The 20,794-nt window shown below is 69.9% G+C and carries 16 protein-coding genes; 11 read left to right on the top strand and 5 right to left on the bottom strand.

Features of this window, described 5'->3' with window-relative positions:
• The first annotated feature begins 116 nt into the window (after window positions 1–116).
• On the top strand, window positions 117–1,406 hold the full coding sequence (locus OG714_RS15725; protein WP_406121528.1) for an alginate lyase family protein: 1,290 nt from the start codon (window positions 117–119) through the stop codon (window positions 1,404–1,406).
• A gap of 43 nt (window positions 1,407–1,449) precedes the next feature.
• Complete coding sequence (locus OG714_RS15720; RefSeq protein ID WP_406121526.1) at window positions 1,450–3,837, top strand: RNA polymerase sigma factor; 2,388 nt, start codon at window positions 1,450–1,452, stop codon at window positions 3,835–3,837.
• A 46-nt stretch (window positions 3,838–3,883) separates the two neighbouring features.
• On the opposite strand, the gene OG714_RS15715 is transcribed toward OG714_RS15720, so the two are convergent.
• Together OG714_RS15715 and OG714_RS15710 are read right to left on the bottom strand one after the other, a co-directional pair.
• A complete protein-coding gene (locus OG714_RS15715; protein WP_406121524.1) occupies window positions 3,884–4,570 on the bottom strand; it encodes a glycerophosphodiester phosphodiesterase in 687 nt (228 codons plus the stop codon).
• A 37-nt stretch (window positions 4,571–4,607) separates the two neighbouring features.
• Window positions 4,608–5,675, bottom strand: coding sequence for an adenosine deaminase (locus OG714_RS15710; RefSeq protein WP_406121522.1), 1,068 nt, complete (start codon window positions 5,673–5,675; stop codon window positions 4,608–4,610).
• A gap of 675 nt (window positions 5,676–6,350) precedes the next feature.
• Between OG714_RS15710 and OG714_RS15705 the strand changes: the two genes are divergently transcribed.
• Entirely contained in the window at window positions 6,351–7,040 is a 690-nt protein-coding gene (locus OG714_RS15705; protein ID WP_406121520.1) for a DUF4190 domain-containing protein, read from the top strand.
• A 706-nt stretch (window positions 7,041–7,746) separates the two neighbouring features.
• Here OG714_RS15705 and OG714_RS15700 read toward each other — a convergent pair.
• Window positions 7,747–8,340, bottom strand: a complete 594-nt coding sequence (locus tag OG714_RS15700) for an NADAR family protein (protein WP_406121518.1) — start codon at window positions 8,338–8,340, stop codon at window positions 7,747–7,749.
• 211 nt (window positions 8,341–8,551) lie between these two features.
• Here OG714_RS15700 and OG714_RS15695 point away from each other — a divergent pair, with 211 nt between their 5' ends.
• The 8 genes from OG714_RS15695 (at window position 8,552) to OG714_RS15660 (ending at window position 18,197) form a co-directional block, all read left to right on the top strand.
• On the top strand, window positions 8,552–10,087 hold the full coding sequence (locus tag OG714_RS15695; protein ID WP_406121516.1) for a gamma-aminobutyraldehyde dehydrogenase: 1,536 nt from the start codon (window positions 8,552–8,554) through the stop codon (window positions 10,085–10,087).
• 56 nt (window positions 10,088–10,143) lie between these two features.
• A complete protein-coding gene (locus OG714_RS15690; protein ID WP_406121514.1) occupies window positions 10,144–11,391 on the top strand; it encodes a PotD/PotF family extracellular solute-binding protein in 1,248 nt (415 codons plus the stop codon).
• 5 nt (window positions 11,392–11,396) lie between these two features.
• Window positions 11,397–12,551 carry an ABC transporter ATP-binding protein gene (locus tag OG714_RS15685; protein WP_406131837.1) on the top strand — a complete coding sequence of 385 codons (1,155 nt, stop codon included), beginning with the start codon at window positions 11,397–11,399 and terminating at the stop codon, window positions 12,549–12,551.
• Window positions 12,551–13,477: an ABC transporter permease gene (locus OG714_RS15680; protein ID WP_406121512.1), complete on the top strand. Its 927-nt coding sequence runs from the start codon at window positions 12,551–12,553 to the stop codon at window positions 13,475–13,477. The genes OG714_RS15685 and OG714_RS15680 overlap by 1 nt, the downstream gene beginning before the upstream one ends.
• Window positions 13,478–14,278 carry an ABC transporter permease gene (locus OG714_RS15675; protein WP_406121510.1) on the top strand — a complete coding sequence of 267 codons (801 nt, stop codon included), beginning with the start codon at window positions 13,478–13,480 and terminating at the stop codon, window positions 14,276–14,278. It begins immediately after the preceding gene.
• Window positions 14,279–14,307: 29 nt separating this feature from the next.
• Window positions 14,308–15,726: an NAD(P)/FAD-dependent oxidoreductase gene (locus tag OG714_RS15670; RefSeq protein WP_406121508.1), complete on the top strand. Its 1,419-nt coding sequence runs from the start codon at window positions 14,308–14,310 to the stop codon at window positions 15,724–15,726.
• A gap of 130 nt (window positions 15,727–15,856) precedes the next feature.
• A complete protein-coding gene (locus OG714_RS15665) occupies window positions 15,857–16,312 on the top strand; it encodes a hypothetical protein (protein ID WP_406121506.1) in 456 nt (151 codons plus the stop codon).
• Window positions 16,313–16,424: 112 nt separating this feature from the next.
• On the top strand, window positions 16,425–18,197 hold the full coding sequence (locus OG714_RS15660; protein ID WP_406131835.1) for a chitinase: 1,773 nt from the start codon (window positions 16,425–16,427) through the stop codon (window positions 18,195–18,197).
• Here OG714_RS15660 and OG714_RS15655 read toward each other — a convergent pair.
• Complete coding sequence (locus tag OG714_RS15655; protein ID WP_406121505.1) at window positions 18,185–18,760, bottom strand: phosphatase PAP2 family protein; 576 nt, start codon at window positions 18,758–18,760, stop codon at window positions 18,185–18,187. The genes OG714_RS15660 and OG714_RS15655 overlap by 13 nt on opposite strands.
• 478 nt (window positions 18,761–19,238) lie before the next feature.
• The gene (gabT, locus tag OG714_RS15650; protein WP_406121503.1) at window positions 19,239–20,573 is read right to left on the bottom strand and encodes a 4-aminobutyrate--2-oxoglutarate transaminase; all 1,335 of its coding nucleotides are present in this window, start codon (window positions 20,571–20,573) and stop codon (window positions 19,239–19,241) included.
• Between the last annotated feature and the right edge of the window lie 221 nt (window positions 20,574–20,794).

The raw sequence follows: 20,794 nt of genomic DNA, 5'->3' as shown, positions 1-20,794 counted from the left end.
CAACTCGGCACGGCGGAATCGGAGTTGCGGTCGGCGCCGGAAAAACTGTTATCGCGGCGGCCTTCACTCCGTCTCCCTCTGCGTCCCCAGTCTCCTCACGCACCGGAGCCACCCACATGGCCACCAGCGCACGCAAGCCCACCAACAAGCACCGCCTCACCCGCCGGGGCCTCTTCACCCTCGGCGGCGGAGTCGCGGCGGCGGGAGTCGTCGGCGGCGGTATCGCCGCGTTCTCCGGGGGAGGGGCGGACGCCGCGCAGACCGGTACGGCCACCGCCATCGGCACCGCGACCGCCCGGCCGCGGGCCCTCGCGCACCCCGGCATGCTGCACAACGCCGGTGACCTGCACCGCGCCAAGGTCCGCGTCGCCGCCCGCAAGGACCCCTGGCTGAAGGGCTGGACGAGGCTCACCGACAACCGGCATTCCGCGAGCGGTTGGCAGCCCCGCGCGCAGGCCGTCGTCGTACGCGGAGGCACCGGCCAGAACTACGTCACCCTCTACAACGACATCCACGCCGCCTACCAGAACGCCCTGCGCTGGAAGATCGGCGGCACGAAGGCCAACGGCGACACCGCCGTCGCCATCCTCAACGCCTGGTCGGCCACGCTCACTTCGGTCAACGGCAACGCCGACCGCTTCCTGGCCGCCGGCATCTACGGCTACCAGTTCGCGAACGCCGCCGAACTCGTCCGCGACCACCCGCACTTCGCGTTCGCCCGCTTCAAGAAGATGATGCGCACGGTCTTCCAGCCGATGAACATCGACTTCCTCACCCGCCACAACACCGCCAACATCACCAACTACTGGGCCAATTGGGACCTGTGCAACGTCGCCTCCCTCATGGCCATCGGCATCCTCTGCGACGACCGCGTCACCTTCCAGCGCGCCGTCACCTACATGAAGTCCGGCGCGGGCAACGGCTCGTTCAAGCACGCCATCCCCTTCGTCTACGGCGGCCAGGACCTCGCCCAGTGGCAGGAGAGCGGCCGCGACCAGGGCCACACGATGATGGGCATGGGCCTCATGGGCGCGATCTGCGAGATGGCCTGGAACCAGGACGTCGACCTGTACGGCTACCTCGACAACCGGTTCATGAAGGCCGCCGAGTACGTCGCCAAGTACAACCTCGGCGCGGCCGTGCCCTTCACGACGTACGGCTGGCGCAGCGGCCAGGGCAACGGCAGGTACATGGAACAGCCTGTGATCTCCGACATAGCGCGGGGCGCCGTTCGCCCCGTTTGGGAGATTCTGTACAACCACTACGCCCGCCGACGGCGCCTCTCCGCCCCGTTCGTCACCCTCATGGCTGAGAAGGTGCGTGCGGAGGGCGGTGGCGGCGACTACGGCCCGAACAGCGGCGGTTTCGACCAACTCGGCTTCGGGACGCTGCTGTACAGCAAGTGACGTCTGAGGACATCGGGTGATGCCTGGGAGGGCGGGGAGCGACATGGACGGGCGGCAGTGGCGCTCCACCATCGCGGCGGCACAGGGCGGTGACCGGCGGGCGCTGGACGAACTGGTCGCGGGCTGGCTGCCGTTGGTCTACAACGTGGTCGGCCGCGCCCTCAACGGCCATGCGGACGTGGACGACGTGGTCCAGGAGACGATGCTCCGCGCCGTCGACCACCTGGGATCGCTCCGCGACCCCGACAGCTTCCGCTCCTGGCTGGTGGCGATCGCCATGCGCCAGATCCGGGACCGGGCCCGCCGCCGCAAATCCCCCGACCGACTCCCGGACGGGCTACCAGGAGACGCCGTCGACTTCGCCGAACTGACCGTTCTGCGCCTCCAGTTGGAAGGTCAACGGCGTGAGGTCGCGGAGGCGGTGCGCTGGCTCGACGACGAGGACCGCCAACTCCTCTCCCTGTGGTGGCTGGAGGTCGCGGGCGAACTCACCCGCCGCGAACTGGCATCGGCGGTCGGCATCAGCCGCCAGCACGCGGCGGTCCGCGTCCAGCGCATGAAGGAACGCCTGGAGACCGCCCGGTCCATCGTCCGCGCCCTCGACGGCGCGTGCCCCGACCTCCGCGACGCCACCGCCCGCTGGGACGGCCGCCGCGACTCGGTCTGGCGCAAGCGCATCGCCCGCCACCTGCGCGGCTGCGCCTACTGCGGCGACCCCCGCGAGTCCGTCGTACCGGCGGAACGCCTCCTTGTCGGCATCGCCCTCGTCCCCCTGCCCCTCGGCTTCACGCTGTCACTGGCGTTCGGAGCGAAGACGGCGGCTGCGGCGGCGGGGGTGGCGGGCGCGGCGTTCGTGGCGGGGGCAAGCGGGACGGCAGGGGCGACCGGTGCGGCGGGCGCCGCCGGTTTCGCGGGTGCAGCGGGGTTCGTGGGCTCGGCAGGGGCCGGTGGCGCGGCGGGCACTGGGGGCTTCGCCGGGGCAGCGGGGTTCGCGGGCTCGGCCGGGGCTTCTGGCGTCGCGGGCTCAGCGGGTGCAGTCGGCTCGGCAGGGGCCGCAGGCGCGGCAGGTGTTGTCGGCTCTGCGGGTGCGGCAGGGGCCGCTGGCGCGGCGGGAGTTGCGGGTTCTGTCGGGGGCGTCGGCGCGGCGGGCACTGGGGGCTTCGCCACGGGCGCAGGCTTCGCAGGCGCGGCGGGCGCTTCCGGCGTTGCGGGTGCCGGGGGCGTCGCGGGCTCCGCAGGTGCAGTCGGCTCGGTGGGTGCGGCAGGGACCGTAGGCTCTGCCGGTTCGGCGGGGGCCGCTGGAGTTGCGGGTTCGGCGGGTGCGGCCGGGGCTTCCGGTGCTGCTGGAGTCGCTGGCTCCGCAGGTGCGGCCGGCTCTGCCGGGGCCGTAGGAGCGGCGGGTTCCGTGGGCTCGGCAGGGTCCGCGGGCGCTTCGGGCATCGGGGGTTCGGCAGGGGCTGCGGGTGCTTCGGGCGTCGCAGGCTCGGCCGGGGCTTCGGGTGCTTCCGGTGTCGCCGGTTCGGCCGGGGCGCCCGCCGGCTGGACGGCCAAGATGCTCGGGGTGTTGACCAAGCCCGCCGTCGCCGTGGCGGCCGGCGCGACGATCGCCGCGGGTGGCGTCTACGTCGTCACGCACTCCCCGAACGACCCACCCCCGAAGGCCCTCACCCCCACGGCGGCGGCCACCACACCCGGCCCGGGAACCGGCACCGCGACGACCACCGCGTCACCCTCCCCGTCCACATCCGAGTCGAACTCCCCGTCCCCGACCCCGTCCGCCTCCCCGTCGAAGACGACCACCGGCCCCTACGGCTCGGTCGTCGACGCGGTGGACCGCGCCCCGGACGCCAGCACCCGGCCCGCAGCGCTCCCGCACCGCCCCGCGTCCGGCGTGACCAGCACCGGCGGCGCGCACGCCACGATGAACCATCGCGGGGACAACGTGACGCTCAGCGGCCAGGGTTACGTCCTCGTCCGCTGGCAGATCTCACCGCAGTACCGCAACGGCGCGCTGGTCATGCCGAGTTGGACCGCCCTGAAGGGCAAGCTGTTCCACGTGGCCTCGGGCGGCGGCCGCCGCATGGACGACCCGGTCAGCACGACCGACACCACCGCCACCGGCATGGGCAGCTCGACCACCGGCTACGACGTCCTGCCCACCGGCACCCAACAGATGTGGCAGAACGAGTACTTCTACGTCGACGGCAGCGTCACCCTCACCAACAACGAACGCGGCGCCGACTACGGCCTCAACGTCTTCCCCACCACCTGGGACGCGGTCGAGCAGGACATCACCACCGGCCCCGCCCAGGGCGCGACCCGCTACGGCCTCACCCGCGACACCGGCAAGGACAACACCCCGATCCCCCAGTACGTCACCCGCACCACCCCGACCGACCCGGCGACGGTGGCTCAGCGCTCCCAGGTGTGATCCATCGCCCCGCCAAGGGAGTTGGCGGGGGAGCGGGGTGCGGTCCTCAGCCCTTCTTCCTGAGCCCGCACAACACGTCGACGCGATTGGTGGTGATCGAGTCGACGCCCATGTCGAGGAGGCGGCGCATCGAGCGGCGAGTGTCCGGGGTCCATACCGAGAGGAGGTAGCCGTCGCGGTGGACGCGTGCGGTGAGGTCCCGGTCCACCAGCGTGAAGCGGTAGTTGAGCCAGCGCGGCCGTACCGCTTCGAGCACCGCCGGACGCGGGGGCGCGAGTGAGGTCCAGGTCAGGGCGATCTCGGCGGACGGGTCGGCCGCGCGGACGGCGAGCATGGCGCCGGCGCCCGCGCAGTAGTACACCCGGTCGTCCGCCCCGTACTCCTGGATCACGTCCACGATCCGGCGCACGGCCCGCTGGTCGGCGGGGCCGGGCAGGTCGACCATCACCCGGCTGCCCTCGGTCGCGGCCAGCGCCTCGACCAGCGTCGGCACCCGGCCGTCCGTGAGCCCGCGCACCTCGTCCACCGACAGGGACTTGAGCGGCCGGTCCAGCTCCCACAGCCGTTGCAGCGTCTCGTCGTGCAGCAGCACGGGGACGCCGTCACGGGTCAGCCGTACGTCGAACTCGACGGCGTCCGCGCCCTGGTCGAGCGCGGAACGCAGCGAGTCGATGGTGTTCTCGCGGACACGGTAGGGGTCGCCGCGATGGCCCACGGCGGTCACGTTCTGCATGGGCCCATTCTGCTGGTTGTCCGCGGAGCGCCGGTTGTCAGGGGGCGAGCCACGCCGAGGTGTACGTGTCGATCTCGTCGTTGATGCGTGCCTTGCCGGCCGCGTCCAGGAAGGACGCCCGCACGGCGTTCTTCGCGAGGTCGGCGACACCGCGTTCGTCGAGGTCGAGGAGGCGGGCGGCGACCGCGTACTCGTTGTTGAGGTCGGTGCCGAACATCGGCGGGTCGTCGGAGTTGATCGTGACCGCGACCCCGGCGCGGACGAACTCCTTGATCGGGTGCTCGTCCAGCGTGCGGACCGCGCGGGTGGCGATGTTGGAGGTCGGGCAGACCTCCAGCGCGATGCCGTGCTCGGCGAGATGGGCGAGCAGCTTGGGGTCCTGGGCGGAGGTGGTGCCGTGTCCGATGCGCTCGGCGCGCAGATCGTTCAGCGCGTCCCAGACCGTCTCGGGGCCGGTGGTCTCACCGGCGTGCGGCACGGAGTGCAGGCCGGCGGCGATGGCCCGGTCGAAGTACGGCTTGAACTGCGGCCGCGGCACCCCGATCTCCGGCCCGCCGAGCCCGAACGACACCAGCCCCTCGGGCCGTACGCGATCCTCGGTGGCGAGCCGCACGGTCTCCTCGGCGGCCTCAAGACCCGCCTCACCGGGAATGTCGAAGCACCAGCGCAGCACGGTCCCGAACTCCGCCTCGGCCGCCTTGCGGGCGTCCTCGATCGCGTCCATGAAGGCCCGCTCGTCGATGCCGCGCCGGGTCGACGAGAACGGCGTGATGGTCAACTCGGCGTACCGCACCTGCTGGCGGGCCATGTCCCGGGCGACCTCGTACGTCAGCAGCCGTACGTCCTCCGGCGTGCGGATGAGGTCGACCACGGACAGGTACACGTCGATGAAGTGCGCGAAGTCCGTGAAGCTGAAGTAGTCGACCAGGGCCTCGGGGTCGGTGGGCACCTTGGAGTCGGAGTGCCGGGCGGCCAGCTCCGAGACGATCCGCGGGGAGGCGGAGCCGACGTGATGCACATGCAGCTCGGCCTTCGGCAACCCGGCGATAAAGGCATGCAGGTCACGGGCCTGACCGCCGGCGATTGCGGCGCTGTGGTCGGACAAGGTTCCTCCCCGGAACGGCGCCCCGGGCAGTGCCGAGCGGGACGCGGGTGATCGGCTGATCGATGACTCGGGATCATCGTAGGCCGGGGCGGACGGGGGTGGCCTGGGGAGGGTCGGGGAGGGTCGGGGAGGGGAGGGGGGATGGGAGGTGCCGGGCGGGATCTTGACGGGACCTTGAGTGGTGCCGGCCGGTGTCGGACGGGACTGCGGTCGGTGCCTGTGCTTGTATCGGCGCCGTCGGCCCCGAGCGGTGGTGATGCCGGGCGGGACCGGTGACGCAGGCGGTACTGGTGGTGCGGGCGGCACCGGTCGATGGTGGTACCAGCCGCCGACCGCCAACCCGCCGGGCGTCACTCGTGCCCGTGCCCTTGGTGCTCGCGGCCTCGGTGACCTGCCACCCTTGAGGGACAGCCCAGGTGACGGAGCAGGCAAGCGGACGCTCTAGCATGGTCGGTCTGACGATCTACCGAGGGGGACGGGGCAGTGGGGGACCAGACACAGCCGGACGGCGGTGCGGACGCGGCGGATCGCGACCTGTGGGCACCGCCGGAGAACAGGACATCCTTGGAGAAGGGCACGCAACCGCCAGCGTCGCCCGCGCCCGGACCGTGGGCTCCTCCGGAGGATCAGCCGCCCGTCCCCGCACAGCAGCCCCACCCCCAGGACCGTCCGCCCGTGGCCCAGCAGCCTCCGCCGCAGTCGCCGTCGGTGCACAACCAGGCCACCATGACGGCCATGCCGGCCGATGGTTTCGCCCCGCCCGGTTCCGCCGCGCCCGGCACTCCGCCCGGCGCTCCCGGCTACGGCCCGCCCGGCACACCCCCCGGACTCCCCAGCTACGGCGCTCCCTCCTACGGCACCCCCAACGCGCCCGGCACTCCCCCCGGCCCGCCCCCGCCGAACGGCCCCGGGCCCGGAATGCCAGGCGCCCCCGGAATGCCGGGAGGCCCGGGCATGCCCGGCGGCTACGGCTACCCCGGCTACCCGCAGGGCTACGGCTGGCCCGGTATGCCGATGGCCCCGCAGAACGGCATGGGCACCGCGGCGATGGTGCTGGGCATCCTGTCCTGCTGCCTGTTCTGCATCTACGGCGTCGTCTCCCTGGGCCTCGGTGTCACCGCGATCATCCTCGGCATCAAGGGCAAGAAGCGGGCCGACCGGGGCGAGGCCACGAACCGCGGTCAGGCCCAGGCGGGGCTGATCACGGGCATCATCGGGACCGTCTTCGGCATCGCCACGATCATCTTGATGGTCGTCTTCATCGCGTTCGCCGTGAGGCACGGCGACGACACCGACACCACGGACACCGACCCCTTCTACAACTCCGCCCCCAGCGTGACGGCACCGCTCCAGCCCCAGCTCTGACCGGGACGGGACCCGCCCGCGCTCACGACCCAGGCCTACGGCAGCCCCCGGGCTCACTCACCTCGCCACCGGTGTCCCAGTGATGGTGGTCATGTGCGCACCGGCTGCTGAGCCCCCGGTCAGACCGCCGGGGCTGCTTAAGCCACCGTCCCCCTCCCACGGCTGCTGAAGCCAAGGGCTCGGCTCCCGCCTGCCGGTGTGCCGGCCAGCCGTGGTCGCGTCCCCGGCCTGTTCCGGCCTCCGGCCGTGCCTGCCCCAGCCGTGGCCATGCGGGCCCTGCCACCCGGTGTCCCGGTGAGCGTGGTCATGTACACCCCGGCCGCCTGAGCTACCCCCACTCCAGCCTCAGGGCTGACCGGCGCGCGCGGCCTCAACTCCCGCCTTCCGCATCCGCTGAAGGCACGGCTCGGCTCCCGCCCGCCGGTGTGCCCGCCAGCTGTGGTCGCGTACCCCCCGGGCCCGGCCCGTTCCGGCCACCGACCCTGCACGCCCCAGCCGTGGCTACGCCAGCCGCCTCGCCACCGGTGTCCCGGTGACCGGGGCCATCTGCACCCCAGCCGCTGAGCCCCCCGGCCGAAACCACCAGGGCCCCCCCGCCGAAATCACCGGGGCTGCTCAGCCCACCCCGTCAGGCCCCGTCACCCCTCCCACAGCCACCCGGTGAGGCTCCCGTAACTCCTCCCCAGCCCCCTCCGTCAGCCCCCCGTCACCCCTCTCGCAACCGCCCCCGCGCCTCCATCAACGCGAACCCCAACAGATTCGGCCCTCGCCACCGCGCGGGATCCTCCGCCGCCGGATCGTCCGCGGCCAGACCGATGCCCCACACCCGGTCGACGGGACTCGCCTCCACCAGCACGCGCTCACCCGTCCCCAGCAGAAACGCCCGCAGTTCCTCATCCCCCGCGAACTTGTGGACGCTCCCCTCGACGACGATCCCGAACCGCTCCCGCGCCCAGGTCTCCTCGTCGAAGCCGCGCACCAGCCGCCCCGCCTTCTTGGCCTGGGACGGATGCCCCGCCGCCAGGACGCGCGCGAGAGCCTCCGCGTCGTCGAAGAGCCGTGCCTTGCCGGCCATCATCCAGTGCTCGGCGGTCGCATAGGTCACCCCGTCCACCGTGAACGGCGACGGCCACCACTGGCTCAGACAGCTCGCGCTCACGCGTCCGTCCGGGCGTGGCCGGTGGCCCCAGAAGTGCAGGTACTTGACCCTGGCCCCGGCGCGCACTTCCCTGATCAGGGCTTCCTGCGAATCGATCTTTTCCGCGGCCCCCGCCGCGAGCTTCCCCGTGATCCCGTCCATACACGCGAGTCTTGCAGGCACCACTGACACTCCGTCCCCCCTTTTCCGTACGGACTCGACACCTGGTCGACAGATTCCGTCGCGTAACCAAAAGGCAACAACGGAATCACTTGTTGGAGTCCCTTTGCTCTGTCAGGATCGGCATTCAAATCGAGCTGGAGCTACGCCACCCGCCAGCGGACGAAGCGGGGCGAAGGCGGAGGAGAGCGACATGCACAACCCGGGCAGCGTCACCCCGGAACGATTCCCCGCACAGGAGTACTTCGCGGACGGCGCGCAGTTCATCGCGGGCCGCCTGACCAAGGGCACCTCCGGACACACCCACGCCGTCGTCGACCCGGCCACCGGCGAGGACGTCTACACGTACGAGCTGGCCGGAACCGATGACGTGGACGCGGCCGTGGCCGCCGCCCGCGCCGCGTTCCCGGGCTGGTCGGGCGCCACCCCCGGCGAGCGCTCCGACGCGCTGCACCGCTTCGCCGCCGTGCTCGCCGAGCGCGCGGACGACTTCGCCCGCGCCGAGTCCCTCCAGTGCGGCAAGCCCCTCAAACTGACCCGTGAGTTCGACGTCCCGGGGACCATCGACAACACGGCCTTCTTCGCCGGTGCCGCACGGCATCTGCAGGGGCAGTCCGCCGGTGAGTACTCCGGCGACCACACGTCGTACGTACGCCGGGAACCCATCGGTGTCGTCGGCTCCATCGCGCCCTGGAACTACCCCCTCCAGATGGCCGCCTGGAAGATCCTCCCGGCGATCGCCGCCGGCAACACGATCGTGCTGAAGCCCGCCGAGCTGACCCCGCTCACCTCGCTGATGTTCGCGCAGGCCGCCACGGAGGCGGGCATCCCGGACGGTGTCATCAACATCATCACCGGCGCGGGGAAGGTCGCCGGTGAGCATCTCGTCGGTCACCCGGACGTGGCCATGACCTCCTTCACCGGGTCCACCGCCGTCGGCAAGCGCGTCGCCGAGATCGCGACCGCCACCGTCAAGCGCATCCACCTGGAACTCGGCGGCAAGGCGCCCTTCGTGGTCTTCGACGACGCGGATCTCGAAGCCGCCGTCAACGGAGCCGTCGCCGGTTCCCTCATCAACACCGGGCAGGACTGCACGGCCGCCACGCGCGCGTACGTGCAAAGGCCCCTCTATGAAGCGTTCGTCGAGAAGACCGCCGCCCTCATGGCGGGCGTCCGGGTCGGCGACCCCTTCGCCCCCGGCACCGACCTCGGGCCGCTGATCTCGCACGTCCAGCGCGACCGCGTCGCCGCCTTCGTCGACCGGGCGCGTGGCTACGCGCGCGTGGTGACCGGCGGCGAGGCTCCTCAGGGAGATCTCAAGAACGGCGCCTACTATCGCCCCACCCTGGTCGCGGACGCCGCCCAGGACAGCGAGATCGTGCAGTCGGAGCTCTTCGGCCCCGTCCTCGTGGTCCTGCCCTTCGACACCGACGACGAAGGCATCGCGCTCGCCAACGACACCCCGTACGGCCTGGCCGCCTCCGCGTGGAGCCGGGACGTCTACCGGGCGAACCGCGCCACCCGCGAGATCAAGGCCGGGTGCGTGTGGATCAACGACCACATCCCGATCATCAGCGAGATGCCCCACGGCGGATACAAGGCGTCCGGCTTCGGCAAGGACATGTCCGCCTACTCGTTCGAGGAGTACACGCAGATCAAGCACGTCATGTTCGACAACACCGCAGTGGCCAGGAAGGACTGGCACCGCACGATCTTCGGGGACCGATAGCAGAACTGACGGCCGCCGAAGCCGCGGCCGTCTCCTCCCGAAAGGGCAGCACGCGCATGAAGCAGTACGAGCCCGACCGCCTGACCCCGGCCGAAGTGGCCGCCGTACGGCGCAGCTTCCGCAAGAGCCGGTCCGCCATGACCCGCCGTTCGGTGCTGCGCGCCTCCGCGGGCGGCGCGCTCGCGGTCGGCGGACTCGGGGCCCTGAGCGGCTGCGGGATCCCCGCGGCGGGCAAGACGCAGGGCGGGGTGTCCGCCGACGACCACTCGGCCACGGAGAAGGAGATCGACTTCTCGAACTGGCCCGAGTACATCGACACGGACGAGAGCGGCAAGCACCGTCCGACGCTGGACGCGTTCACCAAGCGGACCGGCATCAAGGTCAAGTACACCGAGGACATCAACGACAACGACGAGTTCTTCGGCAAGATCCAGCCGCAGCTCGCCGCCGGCCAGTCCACCGGCCGTGACCTGATCGTCCTCACCGACTGGCTGGCCGCCCGCATGATCCGCCTCGGCTACGTCCAGAAGCTGGACGCCTCGAACCTGCCGCACGCCTACGCCAACCTGTCGGACCAGTTCCGCAGCCCCGACTGGGACCCGGGCCGGGCGTACTCGTACGTGTGGCAGGGCATCTCGACCGTCATCGCCTACAACAAGAAGGCGCTCGACGGCGTCGAGGTGAAGTCGATCTCCGACCTGCTCGACAACCCCAAGCTCAAGGGCCGAGTCGGCTTCCTCACCGAGATGCGTGACAGCGTCGGCATGACCATGCTCGACATGGGCAAGGACCCGGCGAAGTTCACCACCGACGACTACGACGCGGTCATCGCCCGCCTTCAGAAGGCCGTCGACAAGGGCCAGATCCGCCGCTTCACCGGCAACGACTACACGTCCGACCTCACCAAGGGCGACTTCGCCGCGTGCGTCGCCTGGGGCGGCGACATCGTGCAGCTCCAGTCGGACAACCCGGACGTCGGCTATGTGATCCCCGACGCCGGCTACATGACGTCGACCGACAACCTGCTGATCCCCAACAAGGCGCGGCACAAGACGAACGCCGAGCGGCTCATCGACTACTACTACGAGCCCGAACCGGCCGCCGAACTCGCCGCATACGTCAACTACGTGAGCCCGGTCGCGGACGTGAAGCCCTACCTCGCCAAGCTCGACAAGTCGGCGGCGAGCAACCCGCTGATCCTTCCCGACAAGGCCATGGCGGCCAAGTCGCACGCCTTCCGCTCCCTGAGCTCGAAGGAAGAGACGTCATACCAGCAGAAGTTCGCAAAGCTCACAGGGGCGTGACGACGATGAACACCAAGGACAACAGCGGCGACGTCCGCCTCTCCGGTATCAGCAAGACGTACGACAACGGCTTCACCGCCGTGCAGCCGCTCGACCTGACCGTCCCCCAGGGCTCCTTCTTCGCCCTGCTCGGCGCCTCGGGCTGCGGCAAGACCACCACCCTGCGCATGATCGCGGGCCTGGAGGAACCTTCCTCCGGCACCGTCCACCTCGGCGACCAGGAGGTCACCAACCTCCCGCCGTACAAGCGGCCGGTGAACACGGTCTTCCAGTCCTACGCCCTCTTCCCGCACCTCGACATCTTCGAGAACGTCGCCTTCGGTCTGCGCCGGCGCGGCATCAAGTCGGTGAAGCAGCAGGTCGTCGACATGCTCGACCTGGTCCAGCTCGGCGAGCAGGCACGCAAGAAGCCGCACCAGCTCTCCGGCGGCCAGCAGCAGCGTGTCGCCGTCGCCCGCGCGCTGATCAACCACCCCAAGGTGCTCCTCCTCGACGAGCCCCTCGGCGCCCTCGACCTCAAGCTCCGCCGCCAGATGCAGCTGGAGCTCAAGCGCATCCAGACCGAGGTCGGCATCACGTTCATCCACGTCACGCACGACCAGGAGGAGGCCATGACCATGGCCGACACGGTCGCCGTGATGAACGCGGGCCGCGTCGAGCAGCTCGGCTCGCCCAGCGACCTCTACGAGAACCCGAACACCACCTTCGTCGCCAACTTCCTCGGCACCTCCAACCTCATCGAGGCCGAGGTCGACTCCAAGAGCGGCGACGAGATCATCCTCAAGGCGGGCGGCGGCAAGCTCGTCCTCCCCGAGGCGCGATGTTCGGCGCCCACGACGACCGGCGGCAAGGTCCTGGTCGGCGTACGCCCGGAGAAGATCACCCTCACGCACGCCGACGACGCGGGCGAGATCCCGGCCGGCCGCAACCGCATCACCGGCAAGATCGCCGACTCCAGCTTCATCGGCGTCTCCACCCAGTACGTCATCGACAGCCCGGTCTGCCCCGAGTTCGAGGTCTACGCCCAGAACATCGACCGCGACATCCGGCTGCGGCCCGGCGCCGACGTCGTCCTGCACTGGAACCCGGCCCACACCTTCGGCCTCGACGCGGCGCAGGACATCGACGCGGGCGTCGACATCGAGGAGGAGGCCGCCTGATGGCCGCTGTCACCGAGGCGCCGCCCCTGGCGCCCGCGCCGGAGGAGAAGCCGGCGCGCAAGAAGAGGGGCCGCTGGACGCCGTACTGGCTGCTGCTGCCCGGCATCCTCTGGCTGATCGTCTTCTTCGCGCTGCCGATGATCTACCAGGGCTCCACGTCGATCCAGACGGGCTCCCTGGAGGACGGCTACAAGGTCACCTGGCACTTCGCGACCTACTGGGACGCGCTGTCCGAGTACTGGCCGCAGTTCCTGCGCTCGGTCCTCTACGCCGCCGCCGCGACCATCCTCTGTCTGCTGCTCGGCTATCCGCTGGCGTACCTCATCGCGTTCCGCGCGGGACGCTGGCGGAACCTGATCATGATCCTGGTGATCGCGCCGTTCTTCACCAGCTTCCTGATCCGCACCCTCGCCTGGAAGACGATCCTCGCGGACAGCGGCCCGGTCGTCAGCGCCCTCAACACGCTGCACGTCCTGGACGTCACCAACTGGCTCGGCTGGACATCGGGGGACCGCGTCCTCGCCACCCCACTCGCGGTCGTCTGCGGACTGACGTACAACTTCCTGCCGTTCATGGTGCTTCCGCTCTACACCTCCCTCGAACGCATCGACGGACGGCTGCACGAGGCGGCCGGCGACCTGTATGCCAAGCCGTTCACCACCTTCCGCAAGGTCACCTTCCCGCTGTCGATGCCCGGCGTCGTCTCCGGCACCCTGCTGACCTTCATCCCGGCGGCCGGTGACTACGTCAACGCCGAACTCCTCGGCTCCACCGACACCCGCATGATCGGAAACGTCATCCAGACGCAGTTCCTGCGGATTCTGGACTACCCGACGGCGGCGGCTCTTTCCTTCATCCTCATGGCCGCCATTCTCGCCATGGTGACCATCTACATTCGCAAGTCCGGGACGGAGGATCTGGTTTAAATGGCCGTCGTACGCTGGTTCAAGCGCCATCTCGTAGTCATCGCGGGCCTGGTGACCCTCGGATATCTCCTTCTCCCGAACGTCATCGTCACGGTGTTCTCCTTCAACAAGCCGAAGGGGCGCTTCAATTACGAGTGGCAGCAGTTCTCGCTGGACGCCTGGAAGCAGCCGTGCGGTGTCGCCGACATGTGCGGCTCGCTGAGCATCAGCCTCCAGATCGCCGTCTGGGCGACCATCGGCGCCACCGTCCTCGGCACGATGATCGCCTTCGCGCTGGTCCGCTACCGCTTCCGCGCACGCGGCGCGATCAACTCGCTGATCTTCCTGCCGATGGCGATGCCCGAGGTCGTCATGGCGGCCTCGCTGCTCACCCTGTTCCTCAACATGGGCGCCCAACTGGGCTTCTACACCATCCTGATCGCCCACATCATGTTCTGCCTGAGCTTCGTCGTCACCGCCGTCAAGGCCCGCGTGATGTCGATGGACCCCCGCCTGGAGGAGGCGGCCCGGGACCTCTACGCCGGCCCGGTGCAGACGTTCGTCCGGGTCACCCTCCCCATCGCGGCCCCCGGAATCGCGGCGGGCGCGCTGCTTTCCTTCGCGCTCTCCTTCGACGATTTCATCATCACCAATTTCAACGCGGGTTCGACCGTCACCTTCCCCATGTTCGTCTGGGGTTCGGCGCAGCGCGGGACACCCGTTCAGATCAATGTCATCGGTACGGCCATGTTCCTCGTCGCCGTATTGTTGGTGCTCTTCTCGATGGCGATCACCAACCGCCGCAACAAGGTAAAGGCGTAACCGCACTATCCCTGTAGGGAGTTGAAATCATGGCCCCGAGCGCCATGACACGCTGGACCAAGTCCCTTTCCGAAGCCCGGCCGGTCCCGTACTGGCTGGACGACCCCGGCAAGCCCCACCCCGAACCCGCGCTCACCGGCGCCGAGACCTGCGATCTGCTGGTCGTCGGCGGCGGTTACAGCGGACTGTGGACCGCGCTGATCGCGAAAGAGCGCGACCCGCAGCGGGACGTGGTGCTGGTGGAGGGCCGCGAGGTGGGCTGGGCCGCCTCGGGCCGCAACGGCGGTTTCTGCGCCGCCTCGCTCACCCACGGACTGTCCAACGGCCTCACCCGCTGGCCCGACGAGATCCACAAACTGGAGGAGCTGGGCGCCCGCAACCTCGACGCGATCGAGAGCGCGGTCGCCCGCTACTCCCTTGACTGCGAGTTCGAGCGCACCGGCGAGATCGACGTCGCCACCGAACCGCACCAGGCCGAGGAACTCCACGACTGGTACGGCGAGTTGGAGAGCAAGGGCCTCGCCGACGATACCGAATTCCTGGACGCGGAAGCGGTCCGCGAGCAGGTCGACTCCCCGACCTTCCTGGCCGGCCTGTACGACAGCCGCGGCGTCGCGATGCTCAACCCGGCAAAGCTGGCCTGGGGGTTGAAGCGCGCCTGCCTCCAACTGGGCGTCCGCGTCTACGAACACACCCCCGCCCTCGCCCTCAAGCCGTACGGCGCCGGCATGGCCGTACGCACGCCCTACGGCTCGGTCCGTGCCCGCCGGGTCGCGCTCGGCACCAACATCTTCCCGAACCTGGTCAAGCGCGTCCGCTCGTACACCGTCCCGGTCTACGACTACGCGCTGATGACCGAGCCGCTCTCCGCCGACCAGTTGGCGTCGATCGGCTGGAAGAACCGCCAGGGGCTCGGCGATTCGGCGAACCAGTTCCACTACTTCCGGCTCTCCGCCGACAACCGCATCCTGTGGGGCGGTTACGACGCGATCTATCCGTACGGCGGCCGGGTGCGCGCCGAGTACGACGACCGGCCGGAGACGTACGCCAAGCTCGCCGAGCACTTCTTCACCTGCTTCCCGCAGTTGGAGGGCCTCAACTTCAGCCACGCCTGGGGCGGCGCGATCGACACCTGCTCGCGCTTCTCGGCGTTCTTCGGCACCGCCCACCAGGGCAAGGTGGCGTACGCGGCGGGCTTCACCGGGCTCGGCGTCGGCGCGACCCGGTTCGGCGCGGACGTGATGCTGGACCTGCTCGCGGGGGAGCGGACCGAGCGCACGGAACTGGAGATGGTCCGCAAGAAGCCGCTGCCCTTCCCGCCCGAGCCCTTCGCCTGGACCGGCATCGCACTCACCAAGTGGTCGCTTGCCCGCGCGGACGACCACGGCGGCCGGCGCAACCTCTGGCTGAAGACGATGGACAAGCTGGGCCTCGGCTTCGACAGCTGAGCCGCGCGCCTTCTGGCGGGTGTGATCCGGTTCACTCCTTCGGGGTGCCGGAACCCGCGTAATGCCTGGCGGAGACCTCCCTCTCTCCTGTGACGCGACCAGCGTCGACATGAGAAAGGGAGGTCTCCTCATGACTGGGGCGAAGACGGCCGTCGAGTGGCTGGCATCCGTAGCTCCGGATCCGGAGGCCTGCCGCTGGGAATGGGAGCGCAACCCCCTCGGGGTCGCGCTGCTGCCCGCCGGCAAGGCCTGGGACGTACTCATCCTGCCGGGTGAGCTCGGCTATCCCACGCTCGATGTGCTCACCAGGGTCATCGATCAACTGGGCCCGGTACTCGTCGACTTCGGCGACGCACGGATGGGTTTCCTCGTACCGCCCGGCACCGCGACCCGCTGGCTGGGCACCGGGATCCGGTCGGCCGGACTCGGCACCTGGATCGTCGTGCCGTACCCCGGCCGGTCGACCGGCGGAGTCCGCTGGCTGGTACCGCCGGACGGCTCCGGCACCCTCACCGACCCCGCACTCCTCGAACTCGCCATGCACGAGGCGGCGGCGGGCCTGGCCATGGAGGGGGAGGACGGGTAACTGATTGAGGTCTTGACAAGCTAATTGGTCTGGACCAAATTGGGCGCGCTCCACCCCTCCAATTCCCCCATGCCCGGAGGCACCTGTGGACCGCACCAGACCCGTCCTCACCATGCTCACGGCCCTGGCCCTGGCCGTGTCCGGATTCACCGCGCTCTCGTCGGCCGCCCGTGCGGCCGACGCGGACCTGGCGAAGAACGGAGGCTTCGAAGCGGGCCTCGACAGCTGGTCCTGCACCGCGAACAGCGGTACGACGGTCAAGTCGCCCGTGCACGGCGGCAGTTCGGCGCTACAGGCGACCCCGGCCGGCAACGACTACGCCCAGTGCGCGCAGACGGTGACCGTGAAACCGGACTCGCAGTACTCGCTCGCCGGCTACGTCCGCGGCAGCTACGTCTACCTCGGCGCGAGCGGCACCGGCACCACCGACGTCTCCACCTGGACCCAATCGGCCCCTGACTGGCAGCAGTTGAAGACCACGTTCCGCACCGGCCCGTCCACCACCAAGGTCACGATCTACACGCACGGCTGGTACGCCACCGGCGCCTACTACGCCGACGACCTCTCCCTCACCGGCCCGGCAGTGGACGTAGGACAGCCGCCCGCCACCCCGACGGGCCTCGCCGCAGGCTCCGTGACGTCCTCCTCCGTCGCTCTCTCCTGGTCCGCCGTCACCGGCGCGACGAGCTACGCGATCTACCGCGACGGGGTCAAAGTCCAGACGGCGAGCGGCACTTCGGCGACCGTGAGCGGGCTGTCGGCCGCGACGGCGTACAGCTTCCAGGTCACCGCGGTGAACGACGCGGGCGAGTCACCGAAGTCGACGGCGGTCACCGCGACGACGTCCACCGGCTCGGGTCCCGGCACCGGCCTGCCCACCCACGCCCTGGTCGGCTACCTCCACGCGAGCTTCGCCAACGGCTCCGGCTACACGCGCCTGGCCGACGTGCCCGACAGCTGGGACGTCATCGACCTGGCCTTCGGCGAACCCACCTCCGCGACCTCGGGCGACATCCGCTTCAACCGCTGTCCGGTCAGCGAGTGCGCGAACGTCGAGAGCGACGCCGACTTCAAGGCGGCGATCAAGGCCAAACAGGCGGCGGGCAAGAAGGTGTTGATCTCCATCGGCGGCGCCAACGGCCAGGTCCAACTGACCACCACGGCGGCCCGCGACACCTTCGTCTCCTCCGTCTCGAACATCATCGACACCTACGGACTCGACGGCCTGGACATCGACTTCGAGGGCCACTCGCTCACGCTCGACGCGAGCGACACGAACTTCAAGAGCCCCACAACTCCCGTGGTGGCCAACCTGATCGCGGCCCTGAAGACCCTGAAGGCCAGGTACGGCTCGAAGTTCGTGCTGAGCATGGCGCCCGAGACGTTCTTCGTGCAGATGGGCTACCAGTTCTACGGCACCGGCAAGTTCGGCGGCCAGGACCCGAGGTGCGGTGCGTACTTGCCCGTCATCTACGCCCTGCGCGACGACCTCACCCTGCTCCACGTCCAGGACTACAACTCGGGCCCGATCATGGGTCTCGACAACCAGTACCACACCATGGGCGGCGCCGATTTCCACATCGCGATGACGGACATGCTGCTCACGGGCTTCCCGGTGGCGGGCGACACGAACAACGTGTTCCCGGCCCTGCGCCCCGACCAGATCGCCATCGGCATGCCGGCGTCGGTCAACGCGGGCAACGGCTACGTCGCTCCGGCCGAGGTCACCAAGACCCTGGACTGCCTGACGAAGAAGGTGAGTTGCGGCTCGTACGCGACCCACGGCACCTGGCCGACCCTGCGCGGCCTGATGACCTGGTCGATCAACTGGGACCGGTACTCGAACTGGGAGTTCCAGAAGACGTTCGACGGCTACTTCGGCTGAACCCGGCTTCGCGCGCGGCCCAGGAACAGCCGCAGCGATGCGAGCAGCACCGTACCGAGGCACCAGCTGGCCACGACGTCCAGTGGCCAGTGGTAGCCCCGGCGGACCAGGCCGAAGCTGACGCCGGCGACGAGGAGGGCGCAGAGGACGACGGCTCCGCGCCGGGCGTATGCCGGCCGGAGCCAAGGGAGGAGGACCAGGGCCGAGGCGCCGTACGCGATCATCGCGGTGGCCGTGTGGCCGGAGGGGTAGTAGCCGGTGCCGGGCGGGACCGCCGGGGTGCCGCCGCGGGCGATCAGTTCCTTGACGGGGACGACGATCGCCGGGACGACGGCCATCAGCACGGCCGCCGCGAGGGGTGGCCGCCACCAGTGGTCCGTACCTGTGGCACGGCCGCGCCACGCGACGTAGACGAGAACGACGACCAGGACGGGTACCGCGACCTGGATGTTGCCGAGGTCGGCGAGGAGTTCGGAGGCCCGGTCCGGGTGGACGAGTGCGCGGCTGAGGCGGGTGTCCAGGCGGAGGAGGGGGCCGTCGGCCGCCACCTGCCAGGTGATCACCGCGAAGAGGAACGCGGGAAGGGCGAGAAGCAGCCAGAGAAAGGAGGTCGGCCGACCTGGAACAGGGGGGGTAGTTCCAGGCCGGCCGTCCGGATCGGCGGGCCGGCCGCCCCGGGGGGTTTGGGGCGGGCGACTGTCCGATCGGTGAGGAGATTCGGAGCCAGAGGCTCCTGTTGTGTGCGCGATGGCACGACCAGGTCGAAGCTGGGGAGGCCCCGGCCTGAAGTCGCCCACAGTCCCCTGTGGGCGGGGTGTATCTCTCATCTGGTTAGAACCTACGGCAGCGGCTGCGGGTACGACAGGCGGAATCGCGTCCCGTCATGCACCCCGCACACCTTCTTCACACGGCCTGACGCCCGCCGCACCGGTCCCGGAATCGCTGTGGATGAAACGGGTGGGGCGGTTGAGGCGTGTGAGGCCCAACTCCTGTGTGGGAGCTGCGAGTTGTGTGTGGCCGGGATGTACGGGCGGGAGTGGCTCAGATACGTGCGAACGCCTGCTCGATGATGTCGAGCCCCTCGCTCAGCAGGTCGTCCCCGATGACCAGCGGGGGCAGGAAGCGCAGCACGTTGCCGTAGGTGCCACAGGTCAGGACCAGCAGCCCCTCCTGGTGGCAGGCCTTGGCGAGCGCGGCCGTCGCCTCCGGGTTCGGCTCCTTGGTCGTACGGTCCTTGACGAGCTCGATGGCGATCATCGCGCCGCGCCCGCGCACGTCGCCGATGATGTCGAACTTCTCCGCCATGGCCCCGAGCCGGACCTTCATGACGCCCTCGATGGCCTTGGCCTTGGCGTTGAGGTCCAGCTCCTTCATGGTCTCGATCGAGCCGAGCGCACCGGCACAGGCGACGGGGTTGCCACCGTACGTACCCCCCAGCCCACCGGCGTGCGCGGCGTCCATGATCTCGGCACGGCCGGTGACGGCGGCGAGCGGCAGCCCGCCCGCGATCCCCTTCGCGGTCGTGATGAGATCCGGGACGACACCCTCGTCCTCACACGCGAACCACTGCCCCGTACGGCAGAACCCGGACTGGATCTCGTCGGCGACGAAGACGATCCCGTTGGCCTTGGCGAACTCGCTCAGCGCCGGCAGGAAGCCCTTCGCCGGCTCGATGAAACCGCCCTCGCCGAGGACCGGCTCGATGATGATCGCGGCGACGTTGTCCGCACCGATCTGCTTGTTGATCATGTCGATGGCCTGCGCGGAGGCCTCGGCACCGGCGTTGTCCGGACCGGTCGGCCAGCGGTAGCCGTAGGCGACCGGCACACGGTAGACCTCGGGCGCGAACGGCCCGAAGCCGTTCTTGTACGGCATGTTCTTCGACGTCAGCGCCATCGTCAGGTTGGTCCGGCCGTGGTACCCGTGGTCGAACACGACGACGGCCTGCCGCTTGGTGTACGCCCGCGCGATCTTCACGGCGTTCTCGACGGCCTCGGCGCCGGAGTTGAACAGCGCGGACTTCTTGGCGTGGTCACCCGGGGTCAGCTCGGCGAGCGCCTCGGCGACCTCGACGTACCCCTCGTAGGGCGTGACCATGAAACAGGTGTGGGTGAAGTCGGCGAGCTGTGCGGTGGCACGGCGTACGACGGCCTCGGCGGAGGCGCCGACGCTCGTCACGGCGATGCCGGAACCGAAGTCGATGAACCGGTTCCCGTCGACGTCCTCGATGATCCCGCCGCCCGCGCGCGCGGTGAACACGGGCAGCACGGAGCCCACACCGGCCGCGACCGCGGCGGTACGGCGGGCCTGCAACTCCTGCGACTTCGGGCCGGGGATGGCGGTGAGAACGCGGCGCTCCTGCGGAAGTGCGGTCATGAGGGGCTCCTGGGGTGGTGCGGACGCTTTTCTGCTTTCTTCCTTTCTCGCAGGCTAGGGCGGGTGGAGGGGGGTGGGCATGCTCCATGTGGGCGGTGTCGGCGACGCCGGTTGTCCGCCGTGGACAGTGCCGGTATCGCGAGGATCCGTGCGAGCCCGGCCGCGTAAACGGTGAACTCCCCTTCCAGGCGCGTTAGATTGACTCGCTGACGGTGGACGGA

The sequence above is a fragment of the Streptomyces sp. NBC_00989 genome (assembly GCF_045162655.1).
In the GTDB taxonomy this organism is placed as follows: Bacteria; Actinomycetota; Actinomycetes; order Streptomycetales; family Streptomycetaceae; genus Streptomyces.
Note: the sequence above shows the minus strand (reverse complement) of the source record. Positions and strands in the feature narration are given on the sequence as shown.

What these genes read in the sequence shown, in the direction of transcription:
- OG714_RS15700 (WP_406121518.1), bottom strand. Translation starts at nt 8,340, where the DNA reads ATGGACGGGATCACGGGGAAGCTCGCGGCGGGGGCCGCGGAAAAGATC.
- OG714_RS15695 (WP_406121516.1), top strand. Translation starts at nt 8,552, where the DNA reads ATGCACAACCCGGGCAGCGTCACCCCGGAACGATTCCCCGCACAGGAG.
- OG714_RS15715 (WP_406121524.1), bottom strand. Translation starts at nt 4,570, where the DNA reads ATGCAGAACGTGACCGCCGTGGGCCATCGCGGCGACCCCTACCGTGTC.
- OG714_RS15690 (WP_406121514.1), top strand. Translation starts at nt 10,144, where the DNA reads ATGAAGCAGTACGAGCCCGACCGCCTGACCCCGGCCGAAGTGGCCGCC.
- OG714_RS15725 (WP_406121528.1), top strand. Translation starts at nt 117, where the DNA reads ATGGCCACCAGCGCACGCAAGCCCACCAACAAGCACCGCCTCACCCGC.
- gabT (WP_406121503.1), bottom strand. Translation starts at nt 20,573, where the DNA reads ATGACCGCACTTCCGCAGGAGCGCCGCGTTCTCACCGCCATCCCCGGC.
- OG714_RS15665 (WP_406121506.1), top strand. Translation starts at nt 15,857, where the DNA reads ATGACTGGGGCGAAGACGGCCGTCGAGTGGCTGGCATCCGTAGCTCCG.
- OG714_RS15685 (WP_406131837.1), top strand. Translation starts at nt 11,397, where the DNA reads ATGAACACCAAGGACAACAGCGGCGACGTCCGCCTCTCCGGTATCAGC.
- OG714_RS15680 (WP_406121512.1), top strand. Translation starts at nt 12,551, where the DNA reads ATGGCCGCTGTCACCGAGGCGCCGCCCCTGGCGCCCGCGCCGGAGGAG.
- OG714_RS15660 (WP_406131835.1), top strand. Translation starts at nt 16,425, where the DNA reads ATGCTCACGGCCCTGGCCCTGGCCGTGTCCGGATTCACCGCGCTCTCG.
- OG714_RS15670 (WP_406121508.1), top strand. Translation starts at nt 14,308, where the DNA reads ATGGCCCCGAGCGCCATGACACGCTGGACCAAGTCCCTTTCCGAAGCC.
- OG714_RS15720 (WP_406121526.1), top strand. Translation starts at nt 1,450, where the DNA reads ATGGACGGGCGGCAGTGGCGCTCCACCATCGCGGCGGCACAGGGCGGT.
- OG714_RS15675 (WP_406121510.1), top strand. Translation starts at nt 13,478, where the DNA reads ATGGCCGTCGTACGCTGGTTCAAGCGCCATCTCGTAGTCATCGCGGGC.